Origin of the sequence: Aliiroseovarius marinus, assembly GCF_050881025.1 — a bacterium.
GTDB classification, from domain to species: domain Bacteria; phylum Pseudomonadota; class Alphaproteobacteria; order Rhodobacterales; family Rhodobacteraceae; genus Aliiroseovarius; species Aliiroseovarius marinus_A.
Genome location: NZ_JBNNXQ010000003.1, coordinates 503,634 through 522,125 on the forward strand (window position 1 = coordinate 503,634; position 18,492 = coordinate 522,125).

Consider the following 18,492-nt stretch of genomic DNA (forward strand, 5'->3'; position numbering starts at 1 on the left):
CGATGCCTGCCACGTTGAAAGCCGCGCTCTGGATGCTTGGCTCTATCCTGTCTTTCTCGGCCATGGCGGTGGCCGGACGCCAGCTGGGCGGCGTGGTCGATACGTTCGAGCTTATGTTCTACCGCTCTGCCGTTGGGGTTCTCATCGTCTTCCCCCTGCTGTTTGCAAAGCGCGTCAAACTGCACGAGCTTTGCATGAACTGGCGCCTGCAACTCATTAGAAACATAGCACATTTCACCGGACAGAACCTGTGGTTTCTGGCCGTCACCCTGATCCCATTGGCACAGGTTTTCGCGCTGGAGTTTACCTCGCCGCTCTGGGTGGTGCTCTTATCGCCCCTGCTGATCAAAGACCATCTGACCCGCCGCCGCCTGATTGCGGTGCTTTTGGGCTTTGCAGGCGTCATGGTGATCGTGCAACCCGGCGCCAGCAGCCTGTCTGCAGGCACGGTCTATGTGGCGCTTGCCGCGATTTGTTTCGCCTTGACCGCGATATTCACCCGGCAACTCACCCAGACAAACGGGCTATTGGTGATTTTGGCATGGCTGACCGGCAGCCAGCTTGTCATGGGCGGCATTATGGCGGGCTGGGATGGCAATATCACCCTGCCAACGGCCCACACAGCCCCGCTTTTGGTGTTGATCGGGTTGGCAGGATTGATCGCACATACATGCCTGACGCGGGCGCTGACACTGGCCCCGGCGTCGATTGTCATTCCCATTGATTTCGCAAGATTGCCGTTGATCGCGCTTGTGGGCGCGCTGTTCTATGATGAATCTGTGGGCTGGAGCCTTGCCTTGGGCGCGGCCCTGATCATTGCAGGCAACCTGATCAATCTGAAGCGTTTCGGATAAACTTGAGGCACGTGCTTATTCCGAAACGCCCACGACATTGATGTCTCTTACCGCGTTTCGGTTTTCCCCTGTCCCAGATTAAAACCGAAACGCTTTAGGGTTTATAAGCCCGCAAAGCGTCAAAACACCAAATTCAGCCTGATTTCGTTGCAATTTCACATCTATCGTAACGTCACAAAGGGGGTCGGGAACTCCTTACCCAAGGTAAATATTGACCCAATTCCAAGCCGCCCCCTACGGTTTCTGTCATTGCACATGTGCATCAAGCATGTGGTACCAGTTCCAAGGGGAGGAAAAATGAAAAAACTCGCACTCACGACCGCTCTCGTGACCGCTGCGGCAACCGGGGCGCACGCAGGCATTGACCGCTCGGGCCAGGACATCTCTGTCCTGTTCGAGGAAGGCAATCACTTCAAGTTCAGCTTTGCCAATGTCAGCCCTGACATCACCAGCGATGTAACGAACACCTCGCAATCCGCGACGTCGTTCTCAACCTTTTCGTTCGGCTATAAACAGCAATTCAACGAAAAGCTCAGCTTTGCGCTGATCTATGACCAGCCCTATGGCGCGGACATCCAGTATATTGATGGCCCCGTGGCTGGCGGCTATGCCTTTATCGACAGCCAGCAGATCACAGGCCTTTTGCGCTATGAACTGGGCAACGGCTTTTCGGTTCATGGTGGTGTGTTCGGCCAGAAACTCTCTGGCAGCCTTCTGACCGGCAGCGGTCTTCTGGAAGCAGAAAGCGATCGTGAATGGGGTGGCGTGGCCGGTGTGGCCTATGAAAAGCCCGAAATCGCTCTGCGTGTCGCCCTGACCTATTTCTCGGGCATCGACCACACGCTGACCGGCACCCATGCGCTGCCGCCCGGCGCGCACCCGCTGTTCCCGGCTGGCATTTCGACCGCCGCCACTGGAACAGTGTCCATGCCCGAAGCGTTCAACTTGGATTTCCAGACCGGCATTGCACAAAACACGCTGCTGTTCGGTTCGATCCGTCACGCGAAATATGATGGCATCTCGCTCAACACCACCAGCGCGCTCGGCACTGTAAACTGGGTGAACTTCGTGGACGACGTGACCAGCTACGAGCTGGGTATCGGTCGCAAGCTGAATGACAACTGGTCGATCGCCATGACCCTTGGCTACGAAGAAGGCGCCTCCACCGGCACCACCTTCCTGGCACCTGCCGGGTCGTCAAAGTCAATCGGTCTGGGCGCAACCTACACCCATGAGAACATGAAAATCTCGGGCGGTGTGCGCTATACGGTCTTTGACGAGAAAGTGGTCAACGGTGTGCCCTTCGAAGGCAACGCGCTTTCGGCAGGTCTGAGCATCGGGATCGGCTTCTGATCCTCTCAATGAAAATGCTGAAAACGCCCTGCCCCCGCGCGGGGCGTTTTCTTTTTGTCGTCTAGGGTTTGACCCGCCCAGCCGCGCCCTTTACCAAAGGCTGAAACAGCCCGAGGTCGGCCATGCTTTACAAAACCGCATCAGATTGGAATTCAGCCACGCATAAACGCGTGCTTTTCTTTGGCATGTCAGGTCTGGGCAAAACCTATCTGTCCAACCTGCTGCGCGACCAAGGCGACTGGTTTCACTATTCTGCGGATTATCGCATCGGCACCCGCTATATGGGCGAGCATATCGCGGATAACTTCAAGGCCGAGGCCATGAAAGTGCCCTTCCTGCGCGAGCTTTTGATGACGGATTCGATCCGCATCAGCTCGAAAATCAGCTTTGACAACCTCACCCCCGTGGCCACCTATCTGGGCAAGCCCGGCGATGTTGCCAAAGGTGGGCTTCCGATAGGTGAATACCGCCGCCGGCAGGAGCAGTTCAAACAGGCTGAAATCGCCGCGCTGATGGACACGCCCAGCTTCATTGATCGTGCAGAGCGCATCTATGGCTATGCGCATTTCATCTGCGACAGCGGCGGTTCGATCTGTGAGTGGATCGACCCGGCTCTGGGTGAAAACGATCCCCTGATCAAAGAGCTGTCGAAACACTGCCTTCTGGTCTGGCTGAAAGGCGACGACGCTCATACGAAAGAGCTGGTCCGTCGCTTTGACCGCGCGCCCAAGCCCATGGCCTATCAGCCGGAGTTCCTTGTGCAGGCATGGGATAAATATCTAAGCGAATTCAGCATGAAAGAGGAAGACGTTGATCCTGACAGCTTCATCCGCTGGACCTATGCTCAGGCCTTGGCGCATCGTCAGCCGCTCTACAGCCACATGGCGCGCTACGGGGTGTCACTCTGTGCTCACGAGGTCGCCCAGATAAAAACCGCGGCCGATTTCGACCGGATGATTGCTGCCGCTATTGACGCCGCCTGATCACCACCCATCTATTTCCTAGTCATCTCGTAAAAGGACCCAGACCATGCCCATCAAGATCCCCTCGACCCTGCCAGCCGTGGATGTGCTGAAGGACGAAGGCGTGATGGTCATGCCCGAGGATCAGGCCGCCAAGCAGGACATCCGCCCGATGCGGATTGCGCTCTTGAACCTGATGCCCAAGAAGATCGAGACCGAGACGCAATTTGCCCGTCTGATCGGGTCGCATCCGATGCAGATTGAGCTGACATTGCTGCGCCCGTCGGAGCATATCTCGAAAAACACCAGCGAAGCGCATATCGGCGCCTTCTACCAACCCTGGGAAGAGGTCAAGGATCAGAAGTTCGACGGGTTGATCATCACCGGCGCGCCCATCGAACACCTGCCCTTTGAGAAGGTCACCTATTGGGATGAGCTGACCCAAATTCTGGACTGGACCCAGACCAATGTGCATTCCACCTTCGGCGTTTGCTGGGGCGGGATGGCGATGATCTATCACTTCCACGGGGTTCAGAAACATATGCTGGATGCCAAGGCATTTGGCTGTTTTCCGCAAAAGAACCTGGCCACGTCTTCGCCCTATCTTCGCGGCTTTTCAGACAGTTGCGTGGTTCCCGTCAGCCGTTGGACGGAAATGAAACAAGCCGAAGTTGATGCAGCAGAGGGTTTGAAAACCTTGCTTGGGTCAGACGAAACCGGCCCGTGTCTGATCGAAGACAAAGCCCATCGCGCGCTCTATATCTTCAATCATTTCGAATATGATGATGGCACCCTGAAAGGCGAATATGACCGCGACAAGGCCAAGGGCGCGCCGATCAATGTGCCGATGAATTACTATCCCGACGATGACCCCAGCAAAACGCCCGAAAATCGCTGGCGCAGTCATGCTCATCTGCTTTACCAGAACTGGATCAGCGAGATGTATCTGACCACGCCATATGACATCAGCCAGATTGGCAAAACGGTCAAGGACCGCCGGGTCTGAGGCGATTGCCAAAACGGGTGACCTCACGCATAATGGCGTGAAATCAGGAGTTTGCGTATGTCTCTGCCCTTTGATGGTGCCATTTCAAAGTTCTATCACGACACCGCCCCGAAAGCGGTGCGCGCGGCCATCAAGGGGGCGTCAAAGAAGGACATCCTGGCGGCGGACTACCCTTATGATGCCCCGATGGACAAAGGCCTTTATGAAGACGAGCTGGAAGCCCTTCAGCTGGAACTTGTGAAACTGCAGGCAGATGTCAAAGCCACGGGCAAACGGGTCGTTGTGGTGTTTGAGGGGCGCGATGCGGCCGGAAAGGGTGGCACGATCAAGCGCTTTCGCGAGAACCTGAACCCGCGGGTCGCACGGATCGTGGCGCTGTCCAAACCGTCTGACCGTGAAGCGGGCGAGTGGTATTTTCAACGCTATGTCAAACATTTGCCCACCGAAGGTGAAATCGTCCTGTTTGACCGCAGCTGGTATAATCGCGGTGTTGTCGAAAAGGTTTTTGACTTCTGCACGGACAAAGAACGCGCAGCCTTCTTTCGCCAATTGCCCGAGTTTGAAGATATGCTGGTCGACGAGGGCATCCATTTCGTCAAGATCTGGCTCAATGTCGGTCGGGCCGAACAGCTGCGGCGCTTTCTGGCCCGCGAAAAAGACCCGCTGAAGCAATGGAAGCTTAGCTGGATTGATGTCGAAGGTTTGAACCGCTGGGACGCCTATTCCGACGCCATCCGCGAAACCTTTGACAATAGCCATCGCGACGTCGCCCCCTGGACGGTCATTCGGTCTGACGACAAACGGCGCGCGCGTCTGTCTGCGCTGAAAGCTGTCCTTCAAGGCATTGATTACGCGGGTAAAGACGGGAATGTTGCAACAGCTCCAGACAGCCTGATCTGTGGCGGACCCGAGATCTGGACCGGCGGCGACGATGGCTAAGCGCGGCTATCATCACGGCAATCTGCGTCAGGCTTTGGTTGATGCGGCCCTTTCCCTGATTGAAGAGAAAGGCCCCACCGGCTTCACCCTGTCCGAGGCCGCGAAACAAGCGGGCGTGACCCCCGCCGCTGTCTATCGGCATTTCGCCGGGCGTGAAGATCTGATCGCCGAGGCCGCCCGCCAGGGGTATGAGATTTTTGCCGACCTGATGGAATTTGCCTATGACAAAGGCCAACCTTCGGCACTGGCCAGTTTCGAGGCCACCGGTCGCGCCTATCTGGCCTTCGCCCGCAAATATCCCGGTCACTATATTTCCATGTTTGAAAGCGGGATTTCGGTCAATCACTCGCCAGAGCTTGCCATGGTGTCATCGCGCGCCATGGGCGTGCTGGAAAAAGCCGCAGGAAAACTGACCGAAAACATGCCCGAAGATCAACGCCCCCCGGCGCGTATGGTCAGCGCCCATATCTGGGCCATGAGCCACGGCGTGGTCGAGCTGTTCGGGCGCGGCAGTCCGGGGCAAAAAAGCCCCTTCCCCCCCGACGAGCTGCTGGAAAGCGGCATCGGCATCTACCTGCGCGGGCTTGGGTTAATCAAACCAGATGGGTGATCACAGGCGCCATCAAGCCAACAGCTTGTGGCACAGCTCCAGCCCTTCGATCAGACGATCCACCTCGTCCCGGGTGTTATAAAGCCCAAAGGAGGCGCGCGCCGTGGCCGCGACGCCAAGATGCTCCATCAACGGTTTGGCGCAGTGATGCCCGGCCCTGACGGCGATGCCCTTCTTGTCCAGAATGGTCGAGATATCATGAGCATGCGCCGCCCCCTCCATCGTCAGGGAAAAGATCGCGGCCTTGCCCGGCGCGTGCCCCTGCACGTTCACCCAATTCAGCCCCGACAACCGGTCCTGCGCATAAGCAGCCAGATCCGCTTCATGCGCCGCAACAGCCTCCATGCCCAAATCCATCAGATACTCAAGGGCTGCCCCCATTCCGATGGTCTGCACTATGCCCGGCGTGCCGGCTTCGAATTTCAGCGGTGGGGCCGCATAGGTGACCGCCTCTTTTGTTACCTCGTTGATCATGTCACCACCGCCAAAGAACGGCTGCATCTCTGCCTGTCGATCGGCGCGGATATAGATCGCACCTGACCCCGAGGGTCCATAAAGCTTGTGGCCGGTGATGGCGTAGAAATCACAGCCGATATCCTGCACATCCACGGGCATATGCACTGCCCCCTGCGAACCATCCACCAGAACCGGCACACCCTGCGCCCGCGCCCCGGCCGAGATCGCTTTCACATCCACAACCGTGCCCAAAACATTGGAACAATGCGTGACCGTGATCAGCTTTGTGCGCGGGGTGATTGCTGCCAGAACCGCATCAGCATCAAGCGATCCGTCAGGCGCCGGGTCCACCCATTTCAGCACCACACCCTGACGCTCGCGCAGGAAATGCCACGGTACGATATTTGCGTGATGCTCCATGGTCGACAGGATGATCTCGTCACCTGCCTGCATGCGCGGCGCGGCCCATGCGTAGGACACAAGGTTGATGCCCTCGGTGGTGCCCGAATTGAAGATGATCTCGTCTTGCGAGCCTGCGTTCAAAAAGCGGGCAACGATGCCGCGCACGGCCTCGTAGCGTTCCGTCGACAGGTTGGAAAGATAGTGCAAACCCCTGTGAACATTCGAATATTCTTCGGCGTATCCCCGTGTGATCGCATCAATGACCACCTGCGGCTTTTGCGCCGATGCACCGTTATCAAGATAACATAGCGGCTGGCCGTTCACCTCTCGTGACAGGATCGGAAACTCGGCGCGGATCTTCTGGATATCAAACATCTTCTCGGTCCGATCAATTGGCGACAGGCAGGGTGACAGGTTCAACGCCCGCCAGCACAAGCACAAAAGAAAGCGCGAAAACCGCCAGGATCAGGAAGGTCAGTATCCCTGCAAAAACCAACCCGGTGGATTGGAACCCATGGCTTTCGGCGGTGAAATGGCTCAGGACCCAGAAAAAGATGAACATCGAGGCCATCATAAGGATCAGGGCAAGCCCGGGCGCGAAAAGTGACAGGATGACTGTGCCAATTTGCAGCCCAAGGAACAGAAATTCCATCCAGATCACCGTTGTGATGGCCTGCTCCAGCGTGCCCTGCCCGCCAAACAGGCGGCCAATGGCAAAGATCCCCCATGCCAGCCCGAACATGAACCAGGCCTCAAGCAGTCCCATGGTGATCGGGCTGGACATGACCGGGCCGAACATCTTGGTATCCGTGGGAAAGAGCAGATCGGTCAGGACCGAAAAGGCAGTGGCCAGAACAACCAGCAACAAAAGCGCGGTCCAGAGGGTCGCGCGTGCCAGCCCAAGCGCAAACAGATCGCGGGCCACTTTGCGCGGTTCGGGCAGCGTTTGAAGCGCCATCCCAAAAAGATATCCCGGTTCAAATCGCATTAGGCGGCCTCGGTCACAACAGGGTTTGGTCGCGCGGCTTCGCGCAGGTTGAGCGACCAGAACAATACAAACACGGAAAGCGCAATCAGGCCCACAAGGCTCATTTGCACGCCCGGCCCTATAAACCCGGCCACAAGCCCCCAAAGCAGCCACAGCGGCGTGGCGCAAAGCAATGCCCAGAACAGCGCAAACCGCGCGCCGTAGCTGGTGGTATTGGCTTTGAAAAGCTTTGCAATCACATGCGTCGCCGTCCCAAGCGCATAAAGCACAAGCGGCATGATAAAGACCCAGCCAAGCAGCACAGCCCCCAGCAGGATATTCAAGTCCTCGCCGGTTTCATGCGCCTGCCGCGCCAATCGGGGCATCTGGGCAGCAAAGACCAGCAGGCAGGCAAACATCAAGATGGCCAGCGCGCGGTCTTCTCGCGTGCCCACACCAAGCCGTTCGCGAAAAACGCGACGCGGTGTGCGATAGCTTCTGAGCACATCCTGAAAAACCGACATGCCGGCCCCCTTTGGCGTTCAGCCCCTGCGCCGCGCGAGCCAGCCTTCCAGCCGGGTCGTGATCTCTTCTGCAATCCCTTCGTCTTCGATTTCTTCAATCGCGTCGGCAAGGAATGCCAACACCAGAAGATCGGTGGCGATGGGGGTCGGCACGCCGCGCGACTGCAAATAAAACAGCGCCTCTTCGTCAATCGCACCGGTGGTCGAGCCATGTGAACAGATCACGTCATCGGCATAGATTTCCAGCTCTGGCTTGGCCTGAAAGCTTGCATCGTCGTCCAGCAAAAGCGACTGAGACTTCTGGTAACCATCGGTTTTCTGCGCGTCCGGCTTGACCAGGATCTTGCCCTGAAACACGCCTTTTGCGCCGTTTTTCAGCACCTTCTTAAAGACCTGCCGGCTTTCACAAGCCACGGCGTCATGGGTGATGAAAACGGTATCATCGTGGTGAAAATCACCCGCGGCCCCATCCCCCAACGCAGCCCCGGCCACATGCGCGATGGCGTCATCGCCCAACAGCTCCAGCACACATTCATTGCGGGTCAACCTGCCATTCACCGTCATGGTGAAGCTTTTGAAAACCGATTTGTCTGACAGGCGCGCAAACATATGGGTGACGGCCTGCCGTTCATGATCGCGCCCCTGCGCGCGTACATGGTGGAATTCAGCCCGGGCGGCCACATCGACCTCGGTCACGCTGGAAAAGCGGGCCGCGGCGGCACCGTTTTCAAGCAAGGTAAGCTTTGCGCCCTCTTCCAGCTTGATCACATGGTGCAGGCTCGCGTCAGATGCTGCATCCTCGTGGCGGTAAATCAGGCTGACGGGGCGCGAGACCTGACCAGTCACGCGGATCACAACCCCATCGCTGGCCATCGCCGTGTTATGGGCGGCCAAGGGGCGGGTAACAGGTGTCTGACCAGCCGCTTCCAACACGCCATAGAGGTCTTTGGCCCAATGGATATCTTTGGCCGCCGCGTCCGAAAGGCGTTCGATTTCAATCCCTTCCCCGTCGAACTCGTCAGAGGCATCGGGATCGAACACGCCATCGACAAAGACGACTTTCAACCGATCAACGTCGTCAAACACGGGGGATTCACCGCCGTAGTCAAACACCTTGGCCGGGCTGGGAGCCGCCGCGATCAGGCTGTCTGGACGGGTCCATTTCCAATATTCGTCACGGCGTGTCGGCAGACCCATTTGCGCCAGTCGCGCAGCTGCCTGTTCGCGCGCATCTGCCGCCCAAACGCCCGAGCCGGGGCGCGCGGAAGCAGAAATCACGGCAGCGTTTTGTTTCTCAGCTGTGCTCATGCGTCGATCTCCGCAAGAATATCCGCATAGCCGTTTTGTTCGACCTCAAGCGCCAATTCAGGCCCGCCGGATTTCACAATCCGGCCAGCTGCCATGATATGCACGACATCGGGTTTGATATGGTCCAGCAGGCGCTGATAGTGGGTGATCACAAGGAAGGCGCGACCTTCATTGCGCAGAGCATTTACCCCTTCGGACACCAGCTTCATCGCATCGACATCAAGACCGCTGTCCGTTTCGTCCAGAATGCACATCTTGGGTTCCAACATGGCCATCTGCAGGATTTCGTTGCGCTTTTTCTCGCCACCCGAGAAGCCGACATTCACCGGGCGCTTCAGCATGTCGGCGTCGATTTTCAGGTCCTTGGCCTTGGCACGCACAAACTTCAGGAAGTCGGCTGCCGACATTTCCTCTTCGCCACGCGCCTTGCGTTGAGCGTTCACGGCCGTGCGCAAGAAGGTCATGTTGCCCACACCGGGGATTTCAACCGGGTATTGGAAGGCCAGAAACAGACCCGCCGCCGCGCGCTCTTCCGGTTCCATGTCCAAAAGCTCTTCGCCGTCCAACGTGGCGTCGCCTTCGGTCACTTCATACCCGTCACGCCCCGACAAAACATATGACAGGGTGGATTTACCCGAGCCGTTCGGCCCCATGATCGCATGTACTTTGCCTGCGGGCACTTCAAGGTCGACCCCCTTGAGAATCTGCTTATCTTCTTCTTCAAGTTTGACGTGCAGGTTGTTGATTTTCAGCATCTTTATCGTCCTTACGAAACAGTGACAGCCGTGCCCGAGGCCGACACCATCAGCATGTTGTTGATCACTTCATAGTCGAGGTCCACACCCACGACCGCGTTGGCGCCCATGTCGCGGGCGCGCTCTTCCAATTCGTCCAAGGCCACCTGACGGGCCTTGCCAAGCTCTTGTTCATAAGCGCCCGAGCGCCCCCCCACGATGTCCGTGATCGCCGCAAAGACGTCCCGGAATACGTTGGCCCCCAAGATGGCTTCCCCCACGGCGATGCCGTGATATTTGGTGATGGGATGGCCTTCAACTGACGGGGTGGTTGTGATGATCATGGCGCGCTCCTATCCGATCCGTGAAAGCAGGCTCAATGCCAGTTTTGCGGTGACAAAGCCCAGAAGAATGCCGCCGCCGATCCAGATCATCGGGTTCAGCTGGTCCATTTTATGGGTGTTCACCCAAATGACCCCAGCCGCACCACCGATCGCCGGCAGCACGTAAGGCAACACGCGCTCCACTGTGGCAAGCGTCGACATCAGCCCACCGACCCCTCAAGTGAAATAGCCACAAGCTGTTGAGCTTCCATGGCAAATTCCATCGGCAGGGCTTGCAGAACCTCTTTGGCAAAGCCGTTGACGATCAGGGCCACGGCCTCCTCTTCGTCCATGCCGCGCTGGCGACAATAGAACATCTGTTCCTCGTCCACCTTCGACGTGGTTGCCTCGTGTTCGACGCGCGACGAGTTGTTCTTCACCTCGATATAAGGCACCGTATGAGCCCCACATTTGTCGCCGATCAGCAAGCTGTCACACTGCGTATAGTTGCGCGAGTTCTTGGCCTTCGGGTGCATCGATACAAGCCCGCGATAGGTGTTTTGCGCCACCCCTGCCGAGATGCCCTTGGACACGATGCGCGATTTCGTATCGCGCCCCAGATGCACCATCTTCGTGCCGGTATCGGCCTGCTGATGGTTGTTGGTGATCGCGATCGAGTAGAACTCGCCCTGGCTTTCCGCCCCACGCAGAATGCAGGACGGGTACTTCCAGGTGACGGCCGATCCGGTTTCCACCTGCGTCCACATCACTTTCGACCGATCCCCGCGGCAATCCGCACGCTTGGTCACGAAGTTATAGATGCCGCCCTTGCCGTCCTCGTCGCCGGGGAACCAGTTCTGCACGGTCGAGTATTTCACCTCGGCGTCTTCTTCGACGATGATTTCCACCACGGCCGCATGCAGCTGAGCAGTGTCGCGCTGCGGCGCGGTACAGCCTTCCAAGTAGCTGACATAGCTGCCTTTATCGGCGATGATCAGCGTGCGTTCGAACTGGCCGGTGTTCTCTGCGTTGATGCGGAAATAGGTCGAAAGCTCCATCGGGCAGCGGGTGTTTGGCGGAATATAGACAAACGACCCGTCCGAGAAGACAGCCGAATTTAGCGTCGCATAGTAGTTGTCCGACACGGGCACGACCGACCCCAGATACTTCTTCACCAGTTCCGGGTGTTCGCGGATGGCTTCCGAGATCGAGCAGAAGATCACCCCCGCCTCTTTCAGCTCCTTTTGGAACGTGGTGCCCACGGAGACAGAGTCAAACACCGCATCGACCGCAACCTTGCGGCCTTCCGCAGGTGCATCTTCAGCCCCTTCGACACCGGCCAGGATCATCTGTTCTTTCAGCGGAATGCCCAGTTTCTTGTAAGTTTCCAGAAGCTTGGGGTCCACATCGTCCAGCGACTTGGGCTTTTCTTCCATCGACTTGGGGCGCGCGTAATAATACTGATCCTGAAAGTCGATTTCGGGATAGTTCAAAAGCGCCCAGGACGGTTCTTCCAACTGTTCCCAACGCGCAAACGCCTCAAGACGCCATTCGGTCATCCATTCGGGCTCTTCGTTCTTTTCCGAGATTAGACGCACGATATCGGGGTTTACGCCTTTGGGGGCGTATTCCATCTCGATCTCGGTTTCCCAGCCGTATTTATACGTGCCGGCCAGCGACTTTACCGCTTCAACGGTTTCTTCTTCAACGCCATCCTTGACGTTCAGCTCATCAACACCGGCCATTTTGTCCTTTCATCCGACCCGCACGGTTTACCCGCCACGCGCCCGAAATTTTTCGTATTCTCGAAGCCAGGCATCCGCAAATGCCCGCACCTCATCCTCACTCGTCGAAGGCCCTAGTGAGACGCGCAACGCACATCCCGCTTGGTCCCGGTCAAAGCCCATTGCCGCAAGCGCGGCGCTGGATTTCACCTTCCCGGATGAACATGCCGAACCTGCGGAAACCGCAAATCCAGCCAGATCCATCACCATGACCTGTGTCTCACCCTTCCAGCCAGGCGTGATGAAACACGAGGTATTGGGAAGCCTGTTCGCATCAATCCCTACAAAAATAGTATTATTTACAGATTCGGCAATGGTGTTTTCTAGAATCTTTCTAAGTTTCGACACGCGCGTCCAGACACCCGCCTCCAGATCGCGTTGCGCTGCAACCGCCGCCGCCGCAAATCCCGCGATGCCGATCACATTCTCTGTGCCCGACCGGCGGCCCATTTCCTGACCGCCCCCCTTGATCCGGGCTTCGATCTCTGTGCCGCGCTTGACGACCAGCGCGCCAATCCCTTTTGGCCCGCCCAGCTTATGTGCTGAAACAATCGCAGCCGCGGCGCCGGACCAATTGAAAGCAAACGGAATTTTTCCAAAACCCTGCGTTGCATCCGTCAAGAAGACACCGTCCGGCAAGTCCTGGATGATCCCGGTTTCCGAATTCGCCAGCTGCAGGGTGCTTGCCTTCGGATCGTCGACAACAACGGCCCCATCTGCCGAGATTTTCAGATCCTCGACGCACCACGACCGCACCGCATCATGTTCAATGCCCGCACAATGAACATCACGCCCTGCCAACAACAACGCAGCCGCTTCCGTCGCGGACGAGGTGAAAATCACATCCGCCCCTTCAGCCCCCAACGCCGCCGCAATATCCTTTCGCGCCCGCTCGATCAGCCCTTTGGCGGCACGTCCCTCGGCATGCACCGACGACGGATTGCCCACAAGTTCCATCGCCGCGACCATGGCGTCGCGCGCTTCACACCGCAAAGGCGTCGTGGCATTCCAATCCAGATAGGTTCGGCTCACGGGGTGCGCCTCTTTCATTTTCTTGTTCAAAATACCTCTGCCAGAGGCCTCAAATCGCCGCGAAGCGGCTTAGTCCTCGTCCACCACGGCAAACAATGTTGGAACCGCAGGACATGGCGTCAGCTCGTTCTTGACCACGTCAGACAGGCGCGTTTGGTGCAGGAAGACATAGACATGTGCCGACAGACCTTCCCAAAGACGGTTGGTCATCGACTGCGCGCGCGACCCCGAGGATGCGCCAGACGCCCCTGCTCCTTTGTGCATGGCAGACACGGTTTCATCCACGGCTTCAAGGATTTCCGACACCCTGATTTCCGATGCAGGGCGCGCCAGCTTATACCCGCCCCCCGGCCCGCGCACACTGTCCACCAGCCCGGCCCGGCGCAGCTTTACAAAAAGCTGCTCCAGATAGGGCAGCGAAATATCTTGCCGTTTTGACAAATCCGTCAGCGACAAAAGCGCCTGCTGATCCTGCATGGCCAAATCAGCCAGAGCGACCATTGCATAGCGTCCCTTTGTTGACAGCTTCATCTCGAACCCCCGTAAAAACATTGACCTTTTGAGCAGCGCCCACTAGGTCACTTAAAGCGGTGACAGCGGGCCTTGGCCCTGCCCGATCACCACAACCGTATTATGGTGCGGGTCCGCACGCGTCAAGAAAGCCGGTGCCCGGCCCGCCAGACGACCCGCCCAAGAAAAGCAAGAGGCCAAGACCCTATGCCCGAAGTGATTTTTCCCGGCCCCGAGGGGCGCCTTGAAGGCCGCTATCACGCTCAGAAGGAAAAAGACGCGCCGATCGCCATCATTCTGCATCCGCATCCGCAATTTGGCGGCACGATGAACAATAAGGTTGTCTACAACCTGCACTACGCTTTCCACAATATGGGCTTCAATGTGCTGAGGTTCAATTTCCGCGGCGTCGGGCGCAGCCAGGGTGAATATGATCAGGGCGTCGGCGAATTGTCCGATGCGGCCTCGGCGCTGGATTATCTGCAGTCGATGAACCAGAACGCAAAACATTGCTGGGTCGCGGGCTTCTCCTTTGGGGCCTGGATCGGCATGCAGCTTCTGATGCGCCGGCCCGAGATTACCGGCTTCATCTCCGTCAGCCCGCCGGCCAACATGTATGACTTCAGCTTCCTGGCCCCCTGCCCCAGCTCGGGCCTGATCCTGAACGGCACGGCAGATCGCGTGGCCCCGCCCGCTGACACCCATGCGCTGGTGAACAAACTTCACGAACAGAAAGGCATCACCATCACCCATACCGAGGTTGATGGGTCGGGCCATTTCTTCGAGGATGATCATATGGATACGATGATCACCCATGTGGATGAATATGTGCGCCGCCGCCTGACTGAAACCACCCGCTGAGGCACGCCGATGGATCTGCTGGAACAGGTGGCCGACAAGATGGCGCAGGAAGTGCTCGAGGCCGTGCGCCTGACCGGCAATGAAGACCTTGTGGACGAGGTGAAGAAATCCATCGGATCCTCGTCGACCACGCTGGAAGAAGCCTTCATGACAGCCGTGCGCATCCGACGTGCCGAGGCCCGTGGCCGGGCACTGCTGAAACAGCTTCTGGCGCAGCACACGCAGAACCGCGGCACCACGCCGGGATCATAACCCCAGGCACTACGCCAAACCGAATCGCTCGATCTGATTTGCCCAAGAGCGAATCGATTCGTCCGCGAGGCCTGTTTTTTAAGGGTTTCTCCAATTAGTAGAATCACCTTCCACCCCCTATGGGGGTGGAACAGTTGGCTTTTTGAGCCTGTCAACCCAAACGCCGCGTCGATTCGCCTTTTTGGTAAATATGTGTTAAGTAATCTCCTGTGGGTAGTGGGACAGCTTTTTTCAGATAAGATTGTTTTACGTTTCCGGTTCTGTCCCCGAATGCCAAATTAGGGGAGTTCAAACATGAACAGACTACGCCAAAAGGTGGCGACTGTTGCCGCAGCCAGTATGATCTGGCTTGTCGGAGGACAGGCAGCGACAGCGCAAAGTTCAGCCTGTACGCTCAGCACCGCCATGAGTTCGACATCAACCGAGACATTGTGCGAGTGCAAAAGCGTCACGCGCTCCATGCTCAGATATCTTCAGCGACAAGACAACATCGTCGAAATTCTTGCACGGACGAGCGAAGAATGCCCGGCATTCGCCGAAGTCCTAAGCTCGCTTCCAACCGCGACAATTCCAACACCCCCCTCTCGAGGCACGCGCCAGCGTGATGTACCAAGCCTGTTTGCCCAGTTGACAAGTGGCGGATCGGGTTCTTCGGGTTCGTCAAGCGCTTCCGGTGAACCCGGCGGCGGTGGCGGCTCTGGTGGCGGAGATGGCGGCGGCTCTGGTGGCGGCGGCGGTGATGGCGGCGGCGGCGATGGCGGCGGCGGCGATGGCGGCGGCGGCGATGGCGGCGGCGGTGATGGCGGCGGCGGTGATGGCGGCGGCGGCGATGGCGGCGGCGGTGATGGCGGCGGCAAAGGTTGCAGCAAACAAGGCCAAGACAGCAGCGACGGCAAATGTAAAAAGAAGAAAAAGAAAAAGAAAAAGAAAAAGCGCTGCAGTGAACAAGGCCAAGACAGCAGTGATGGCAAATGCGTGAAGAAAAAGAAAAAGAAAAAGAAGAAAAAGAGAAAAGGCCGCTGCAGTGAACAAGGCCAAGACAGCAGCGAAGGCAAATGCGTGAAGAAGAAGAAGAAAAAGAAGAAGAAAAAGAAAGGTAAGAAGAAAGGTAAGAAAGGCTGTTCTGACCAGGGATCGCAAAGCAGCAAAGGTCGTTGCGATAAGTCACGCGACCCCAAATGACCTCATATCACTCAGCCGGACGGAAATATCTATGACGTCCCTCGTCTGAGAAACAGGAAAGAGCGCATCCGATGGATGCGCTCTTTTCATTTCTGTCAGCCACCGGCAGAAACGTTCATCCAACGCGAGGGGCTATTTGGGTCTTGCATGCGCAAGAACACGTAGCGCGTGGCGCGCCAGCTGCGAATTTGATTGGTGACATTGTCCAGCACCAAATCGCCCTGCGCCGAACGCACGACCAGCACCGCGTGCGGATTGCGTTTGCGGTCCAGAACCGTGGCAATCAGCAGGTTTGCGGGATTGATGCCCTGCCGGATCAGCGCATGCTTCTTGGCCAGCACATAATCTTCACAGTCACCACCGCGTGCGGTCGGCATCGACCAGAACTCGCGCATGCCATATTGCTGCACATCTTCCACCGGCCGAATGGCCCGGTTCAACTGGCTGTTCACGGCCCGGATCGTGCTCATCTGTTGCGCCGAGACGACCGACGCCCCACCACGACCCGAGCAGGCCCAGCTGTAGATTCCGCAAAGCCCATGCGCACCGGGCGGGGCTGAAGCCTGCCCACGTGACGGGATATATGCGCCACCTGCGGCCTGAAGTTGCATCGGCATCGCAAGCACCAAAGACCCGGTCAGGGCCAGGGCACTGAACGTGCCCGTCATCGCGCGTTTCATTTTTCGAGACAAAACTGTCTTGCCTGTCATTTCACTGCACCTCTTCGGTTGTCGCCCACAACCGACCTGCCTTCTGATGAAACAGGTTCGGAACACCCAGTGGGCACAACGCTAGCCGGAAATCATGACCAAATACTGACCTGTGAAAGGCGTTTTGCCCTGAAACCCCTTAATTTCATAGCTCACCTTTCGATGCGTGCGGGATTTCGCCGATCCCCACCCCGTCATGGAGCGGGTTGGATCGGCGACAGGACACGCAACCGGTTGGGAATGCTAGAGTTTGTAGATTTCAGCGAATTTGGCTTCCAGATAGGCAAGAAGCGGCTCGACACTGACAGCACGCCCCGTGGCTGCGACAATTGTCTGGTTTGGCGTGCGCAGCGCGCCATGTTTTTGAACGTTTTCTGCCAACCAATCAGTTGCCGGGGCCGTATTTCCGCCGGAAAGAGCGGCGTCCAGATCAGGTTGATTCGCCCGCAGCGCCTCGTGCAGACAGCCCGCATAGACATTGCCCAACGCATAGGTTGGGAAGTAGCCAAACAGCCCCACCGACCAATGCACATCCTGCAGCACACCGTTCGAGGCGCGATCCACCTCATACCCGAAATCCGCCGCGAAACGTTCATTCCACGCAGCCTCTAGGTCTGCAACATCCAGCTGGCCGCCAATGACGCGCCGCTCCAGATCAAACCGCAGCATCACGTGAAGGTTATACTGCACCTCATCCGCCTCGGTTCGGATATAGCCCTTCTGCAGCCGGTTCACCGTGCCATAGAACGCATCCGCATCACTGGCGGGCGTCTTGCCAAAGCGCTTCTCCATCTGGCCAAAGAGCCAGCCTGTGAAAGCACGCGACCGGCCCAGCTGGTTTTCATAAATCCGCGACTGGCTTTCATGCACCCCCATCGAGGCGCCCCGGCCAATCGGTGTCAGAAGATAGGCGCGGTCCACATTCTGCTCGTAGCAGGCGTGGCCGACCTCGTGGATGGTCGAATAAAAACAGTTGAACGGGTCTGCTTCATTGGTGCGCGTGGTGATGCGTACATCCAGCCCCGAACCAGAGCTGAACGGATGCACCGCCTTATCAATACGCCCATGCGTCAGGTCATAGCCAAAGGTCTTTGCCAGCTTGCCCGACAGCTTCATCTGCTTTTTCGCAGCCCAGTTGCCCACCAGCATCTCGGGTTGATGTGACGCCCCAAGCGCCTTGTCGCGCAGGGTCACAAGGCGCGGGCGCATGGCGTCAAACAGCGTCTGGATTTCGCCACCGGTGATGCCCGGCTCGTAATCATCCAGCAGCGCATCATAGAGATCACCGCCATCCGCCAGCGCGGCCGCTTCCTCGCGGCGCAGACGCACGACATCTTCCAGCACGGGACGGAAGGCGGCGAAATCGTCATTGCCGCGCGCCTCGGCCCATGCGCCTTGCGCAGCCGAGGTCACGCGGGCCAGTTCAGCGGCCAGGTCCATCGGCACTTTGTCAGCCCGGTCACGCGCCCGTCGGATTTCACGGATCTGCGCGCGCGCCACATCGTCCAGCGCGTCCTCGTCAATCTCCGCCAACCAGTCGCTGACACGCGGGTCATTGCGCCGCGCATGCAGCACCTTCTCCATCGCGGCCATTTCCTCGGCCCGCTGCGCCCCTGCCCCTTCAGGCATGACGGTTTCCTGATCCCAGCCCAAGCGGCCGGCCACTTCGCCCAAGGCTTGCGTGTCGCGGGCGAACTCCATCAGTTTGTTGAACGCGCTCATG

General features: G+C 57.9%; 21 protein-coding genes. 9 read left to right on the plus strand and 12 right to left on the minus strand.

Annotated elements, in window-relative coordinates; translation table 11 throughout:
- The first annotated feature begins 2 nt into the window (after positions 1-2).
- The 6 genes from ACRY08_RS11720 (at position 3) to ACRY08_RS11745 (ending at position 5,724) form a co-directional block, all read left to right on the plus strand.
- Positions 3-854, plus strand: coding sequence for a DMT family transporter (locus ACRY08_RS11720; RefSeq protein ID WP_432450108.1), 852 nt, complete (start codon positions 3-5; stop codon positions 852-854).
- A gap of 297 nt (positions 855-1,151) precedes the next feature.
- Positions 1,152-2,207, plus strand: coding sequence for an OmpP1/FadL family transporter (locus tag ACRY08_RS11725; protein ID WP_432450109.1), 1,056 nt, complete (start codon positions 1,152-1,154; stop codon positions 2,205-2,207).
- Between the two features lie 122 nt (positions 2,208-2,329).
- Positions 2,330-3,190 (plus strand): ATPase, encoded by an 861-nt coding sequence (locus tag ACRY08_RS11730; protein WP_432450110.1) that lies wholly within the window; start codon positions 2,330-2,332, stop codon positions 3,188-3,190.
- Between the two features lie 46 nt (positions 3,191-3,236).
- Entirely contained in the window at positions 3,237-4,175 is a 939-nt protein-coding gene (metA, locus tag ACRY08_RS11735) for a homoserine O-acetyltransferase MetA (protein ID WP_432450111.1), read from the plus strand.
- Positions 4,176-4,232: 57 nt separating this feature from the next.
- Positions 4,233-5,114, plus strand: a complete 882-nt coding sequence (gene ppk2 / locus ACRY08_RS11740; RefSeq protein WP_432450112.1) for a polyphosphate kinase 2 — start codon at positions 4,233-4,235, stop codon at positions 5,112-5,114.
- Positions 5,107-5,724 (plus strand): TetR/AcrR family transcriptional regulator, encoded by a 618-nt coding sequence (locus ACRY08_RS11745; protein WP_432450113.1) that lies wholly within the window; start codon positions 5,107-5,109, stop codon positions 5,722-5,724. Before ppk2 ends, ACRY08_RS11745 begins: the two co-directional genes overlap by 8 nt.
- A 12-nt stretch (positions 5,725-5,736) precedes the next feature.
- Here ACRY08_RS11745 and ACRY08_RS11750 read toward each other — a convergent pair whose 3' ends face one another.
- From ACRY08_RS11750 to ACRY08_RS11795, 10 genes are all read right to left on the minus strand, one after another.
- On the minus strand, positions 5,737-6,957 hold the full coding sequence (locus tag ACRY08_RS11750; protein ID WP_432450114.1) for a cysteine desulfurase: 1,221 nt from the start codon (positions 6,955-6,957) through the stop codon (positions 5,737-5,739).
- A 13-nt stretch (positions 6,958-6,970) separates the two neighbouring features.
- Entirely contained in the window at positions 6,971-7,540 is a 570-nt protein-coding gene (locus tag ACRY08_RS11755; protein ID WP_432450115.1) for a YIP1 family protein, read from the minus strand.
- Between the two features lie 29 nt (positions 7,541-7,569).
- Positions 7,570-8,073 carry a YIP1 family protein gene (locus ACRY08_RS11760; protein ID WP_432450116.1) on the minus strand — a complete coding sequence of 168 codons (504 nt, stop codon included), beginning with the start codon at positions 8,071-8,073 and terminating at the stop codon, positions 7,570-7,572.
- 18 nt (positions 8,074-8,091) lie between these two features.
- Positions 8,092-9,381 carry a SufB/SufD family protein gene (locus ACRY08_RS11765; RefSeq protein ID WP_432450117.1) on the minus strand — a complete coding sequence of 430 codons (1,290 nt, stop codon included), beginning with the start codon at positions 9,379-9,381 and terminating at the stop codon, positions 8,092-8,094.
- Positions 9,378-10,136 carry a Fe-S cluster assembly ATPase SufC gene (sufC, locus tag ACRY08_RS11770; protein ID WP_432450118.1) on the minus strand — a complete coding sequence of 253 codons (759 nt, stop codon included), beginning with the start codon at positions 10,134-10,136 and terminating at the stop codon, positions 9,378-9,380. Before sufC ends, ACRY08_RS11765 begins: the two co-directional genes overlap by 4 nt.
- 11 nt (positions 10,137-10,147) lie before the next feature.
- Positions 10,148-10,459, minus strand: coding sequence for a heavy metal-binding domain-containing protein (locus tag ACRY08_RS11775; RefSeq protein WP_432450119.1), 312 nt, complete (start codon positions 10,457-10,459; stop codon positions 10,148-10,150).
- A gap of 9 nt (positions 10,460-10,468) precedes the next feature.
- The gene (locus ACRY08_RS11780) at positions 10,469-10,660 is read right to left on the minus strand and encodes a hypothetical protein (RefSeq protein ID WP_432450120.1); all 192 of its coding nucleotides are present in this window, start codon (positions 10,658-10,660) and stop codon (positions 10,469-10,471) included.
- Positions 10,660-12,183 (minus strand): Fe-S cluster assembly protein SufB, encoded by a 1,524-nt coding sequence (gene sufB / locus ACRY08_RS11785; RefSeq protein WP_432450121.1) that lies wholly within the window; start codon positions 12,181-12,183, stop codon positions 10,660-10,662. The genes ACRY08_RS11780 and sufB overlap by 1 nt, the downstream gene beginning before the upstream one ends.
- Positions 12,184-12,210: 27 nt before the next feature.
- Positions 12,211-13,254 carry a cysteine desulfurase family protein gene (locus tag ACRY08_RS11790; protein WP_432450122.1) on the minus strand — a complete coding sequence of 348 codons (1,044 nt, stop codon included), beginning with the start codon at positions 13,252-13,254 and terminating at the stop codon, positions 12,211-12,213.
- A gap of 69 nt (positions 13,255-13,323) precedes the next feature.
- The gene (locus ACRY08_RS11795) at positions 13,324-13,785 is read right to left on the minus strand and encodes an Rrf2 family transcriptional regulator (protein ID WP_432450123.1); all 462 of its coding nucleotides are present in this window, start codon (positions 13,783-13,785) and stop codon (positions 13,324-13,326) included.
- A 186-nt stretch (positions 13,786-13,971) separates the two neighbouring features.
- Here ACRY08_RS11795 and ACRY08_RS11800 point away from each other — a divergent pair, with 186 nt between their 5' ends.
- The 3 genes from ACRY08_RS11800 to ACRY08_RS11810 all read left to right on the plus strand — a co-directional run bounded on the left by ACRY08_RS11800 (position 13,972) and on the right by ACRY08_RS11810 (position 16,059).
- The gene (locus ACRY08_RS11800; protein ID WP_432450124.1) at positions 13,972-14,625 is read left to right on the plus strand and encodes an alpha/beta hydrolase; all 654 of its coding nucleotides are present in this window, start codon (positions 13,972-13,974) and stop codon (positions 14,623-14,625) included.
- 9 nt (positions 14,626-14,634) lie between these two features.
- Entirely contained in the window at positions 14,635-14,877 is a 243-nt protein-coding gene (locus ACRY08_RS11805) for a hypothetical protein (protein ID WP_432450125.1), read from the plus strand.
- A gap of 294 nt (positions 14,878-15,171) precedes the next feature.
- Complete coding sequence (locus ACRY08_RS11810; protein WP_432450126.1) at positions 15,172-16,059, plus strand: hypothetical protein; 888 nt, start codon at positions 15,172-15,174, stop codon at positions 16,057-16,059.
- A gap of 95 nt (positions 16,060-16,154) precedes the next feature.
- Here ACRY08_RS11810 and ACRY08_RS11815 read toward each other — a convergent pair whose 3' ends face one another.
- Together ACRY08_RS11815 and ACRY08_RS11820 are read right to left on the minus strand one after the other, a co-directional pair.
- Positions 16,155-16,769, minus strand: a complete 615-nt coding sequence (locus tag ACRY08_RS11815; RefSeq protein ID WP_432450127.1) for a transglutaminase-like cysteine peptidase — start codon at positions 16,767-16,769, stop codon at positions 16,155-16,157.
- A gap of 243 nt (positions 16,770-17,012) precedes the next feature.
- Positions 17,013-18,491 (minus strand): carboxypeptidase M32, encoded by a 1,479-nt coding sequence (locus ACRY08_RS11820; RefSeq protein WP_432450128.1) that lies wholly within the window; start codon positions 18,489-18,491, stop codon positions 17,013-17,015.
- Position 18,492: the final 1 nt, after the last annotated feature.